This window comes from Microcystis sp. M53603_WE2, assembly GCF_030065435.1.
The window spans coordinates 1-2,393 of the sequence record NZ_JASJFF010001105.1 but is presented as its reverse complement, the minus strand read 5'-3'; the positions used below and the strand labels follow the sequence as shown (position 1 = coordinate 2,393).

Here is a 2,393-nt window from a genome sequence, read left to right as displayed (position 1 = left end):
GGATTTAGTCGATTTATGCCCCCCTATCGAACCATACCAAGTAACGAAGAACCATAATTAAATTTAAAATGGATTTTAGGTTCGATCCCCCCTGCCCCCCTTGATAAGGGGGGTGCCGATAGGCGGGGGGATCCCCCTTAATAAGGGGGGCATCTGAAAGTTTTCAATACCTACCTACTTAGGATTATTTCCCCTGAGAACTGTAGCGGATTCGATCGAGAACCGCTGCCATAACTTCTAGGAAATAATAGGTGGATGAGGCTGTACCTATCCACCCTAGATATCTAAATCTGCGGGGCTAAATTTCTTGTGAATCTGAGGAAAACCTAACTGTTTAATCACTTGATGTTTGCCTTCTTCCTCAAGGAATTGCAAATTATTATAATTAACCCAGTGAATACAGTTAACTGGACAAGTCTCGATCGCTTCTTGAATAATTTCTTCTTCGTCACCGTCCTGATTATAGACACGAGAGCGACCGTATTCGCCTTCAATAAAAAAGGTATTGGGGGCAACGTGGGCGCAGTGTTTACAACCGATACAAGTGACCTCATCGACGTAAACCGCTTTCTGGCGCAGTAAACCGCCCAATTCGGGTTCAAAACCAGTGCGATCAGGGGAATCTCTTAGGAATCCCCCTAACTCTGGTTCAAAACCAGAGCGTTCGGGAGAAAAATCAGCCATTAGGCACTCCAACGTTGTACCACTAGACGAATGGAACCATCAGTATTTTTTTCCTGTGCTGCCACCTGAAAACCCTGTTTAGCAGTTTCTGCCAGGATGGTGTGGTAGGCATAACCTTGATTTACTTTTCTTAAAAATCCTTCTACGGTTAGGGGTTGTTGCCAGTATTGCAAATCGGCAACTAACTCGTACTCGTTACCATTCCAGCGAAAACCGATATCGTAATTGTTATCTTGCTCGATTACCACCTCTGCGGTTAAAGTTTGACCTTGATAACCTTTGACGGGGTGAGAACCCTCTTTCCATTCCATACCCATATCGCTCAGGGCGGCTTTTAGGTAGGATAGATCGCGGATTTTGGTTTTGATATTGCTAAAGTGTGACATGGTTTTTCAGTGGCTTAAATAAAGGGATCGGGAAAGATGAAAAATTACCAGTCGCTAAAAGTGGCTTCGTTGCTGACTTTCTCTGACTGGCTGACGGTTTGATGGTAATAATCCGAGGTTTTCTCTTGAGACATCAGCTGCCCGAGTTGTGCCTCGATCGCCGCCGTCACCTCTTGACAAGATGAACCGACTATGCCTGTCACCTTTTCCATGACGCGACCATCGGGATAGATAATAAACTCTAGGCTTTCCATGCTCATAGCTCTTCTCGGCGTGATCTGGGGTTTGCAAAGCTCCCTATCGTTTTAATTTACGATAGTTTGCTAATCGTAGCAATCTGGTTAAAATTTTAGCAAAACTTTATATTACGTCACCTAACCACTTTCATTTTTTGTAAGTTTCCCGTAACTTTTCTTCATCGTCAAGGGCGAACCCTGACCCAGGAGGCACAATTTAACAAAACTACACAAAAAAGACGACCTGAAGCGATAAATTGAAAATAAAGGAGATGCAACGGCGAACCACGACCGCCGAAATAATAGAAGTTTGTCTATAGGAATCCCAACGAATATGAATAAACAAATAGCCAGCGATCGCCTTCGGATCGGTGTTTTAGGTTTTGGTGGTTTGGGACAGGCCGCCGCCAGAATTCTCGCCCCCAAACAGGAAATGCTCTGGACTGCCGCCGCCGATAAAGCCGGTTTTGCTTACCACAAAGACGGTCTAGATGTCAATACCTGTAACAAAATTTATCATGACCGGGGTTCGATCGGTTATCTGGAAAATTACGGCAGTCTCAGCGAGAACAGTATCGAGGAATTAATCAAAACTGCCGATGTAGAAGGCTATTTTCTCGCCTTACCGAATTTACCTAACAATTTCATGGCCGATATCGCTAAAACTTTCATTCGCTTAGGTTGGCGCGGGGTTTTAGTCGATGCCCTCAAACGCACCAGCGCCATGGAACAAATCTTAGCACTACAAGCCGACCTAGAAGCCGCCGGCATCACCTACATGACAGGCTGCGGCGCTACCCCCGGACTGTTAACTGCGGCAGCGGCCCTAGCTGCCCAGAGTTATGCAGAGATTCATAGCGTTAAAATTACCTTTGGCGTGGGAATTGCCAACTGGGAGGCTTATCGTGCCACTATTCGCGAAGATATCGCCCATTTACCCGGTTACGATCCAGAAACGGCGCACCAGATGAGTGACGCAGAAGTGGAAATGCTGTTAAATAAAAACAATGGCATTCTCAGCCTCGAAAATATGGAACACGCGGACGATATTATGCTGGAATTGGCTGGAATTTGTGGACGCGATCGG

Annotated in this window: 4 protein-coding genes; 1 reads left to right on the top strand and 3 read right to left on the bottom strand. The window is 45.7% G+C overall.

Annotated elements, in window-relative coordinates:
- Positions 1-276: 276 nt before the first annotated feature.
- The 3 genes from PX481_RS23360 to PX481_RS23350 are packed head-to-tail and all read right to left on the bottom strand — an operon-like array spanning position 277 to position 1,330.
- Positions 277-684 carry a ferredoxin gene (locus PX481_RS23360; RefSeq protein WP_002762643.1) on the bottom strand — a complete coding sequence of 136 codons (408 nt, stop codon included), beginning with the start codon at positions 682-684 and terminating at the stop codon, positions 277-279.
- Positions 684-1,070 carry a DUF1257 domain-containing protein gene (locus PX481_RS23355; protein WP_002762644.1) on the bottom strand — a complete coding sequence of 129 codons (387 nt, stop codon included), beginning with the start codon at positions 1,068-1,070 and terminating at the stop codon, positions 684-686. The genes PX481_RS23360 and PX481_RS23355 overlap by 1 nt, the downstream gene beginning before the upstream one ends.
- Before the next feature lie 44 nt (positions 1,071-1,114).
- Complete coding sequence (locus PX481_RS23350; protein WP_002762645.1) at positions 1,115-1,330, bottom strand: DUF2997 domain-containing protein; 216 nt, start codon at positions 1,328-1,330, stop codon at positions 1,115-1,117.
- 310 nt (positions 1,331-1,640) lie between these two features.
- Here PX481_RS23350 and PX481_RS23345 point away from each other — a divergent pair.
- Positions 1,641-2,393, top strand: a 753-nt coding sequence (locus tag PX481_RS23345) for a saccharopine dehydrogenase-like oxidoreductase (RefSeq protein WP_288096313.1), incomplete at its 3' end; no start/stop codon positions are given.

What these genes read in the sequence shown, in the direction of transcription:
- PX481_RS23360 (WP_002762643.1), bottom strand. Translation starts at nt 684, where the DNA reads ATGGCTGATTTTTCTCCCGAACGCTCTGGTTTTGAACCAGAGTTAGGG.
- PX481_RS23355 (WP_002762644.1), bottom strand. Translation starts at nt 1,070, where the DNA reads ATGTCACACTTTAGCAATATCAAAACCAAAATCCGCGATCTATCCTAC.
- PX481_RS23350 (WP_002762645.1), bottom strand. Translation starts at nt 1,330, where the DNA reads ATGAGCATGGAAAGCCTAGAGTTTATTATCTATCCCGATGGTCGCGTC.